At 64.2% G+C, this 377-nt stretch carries 1 pseudogene; it reads left to right on the forward strand.

Going from position 1 to position 377, the window contains the following annotated elements:
• Positions 1–377 (forward strand): annotated as a pseudogene (gene groEL / locus AC1D0P_RS31790) (chaperonin GroEL); the annotation flags it as partial.

Consider the following 377-nt stretch of genomic DNA (forward strand, 5'->3'; position numbering starts at 1 on the left):
GTGTCGCCCGATGTGGTGGTGATGCTGCTCGGCAAGCAGGGTCCCGGCAAATATCTGATCGTGCATCCCCCGGAATACGGCCATTGGCGCAAGGCGATGATGGAGGATCTGGCGATCCTGACCGGCGGCCGGGTGATCGCCCGTGACCTTGGCGGCCAGATCGAAGATGTAACACTCGAGGATCTGGGTTCGGCGGAACGCGTCATCACCAGCGCCACCTATACCACGATCGTGCGCGGCGGCGGCGACCCGGCGGCCATAGTTGCCCGCCGTGCGCAGGTCCAGCGGCAATATGAAACGGCGCCGCCCAATATCGAGCAGGACAAGTTGCGCGAGCGGCTGGCCAAACTCTCCGGTGGCACGGCAGTACTCTATGC

The sequence above is a fragment of the Polaromonas sp. P1_G2 genome, assembly GCF_056405515.1.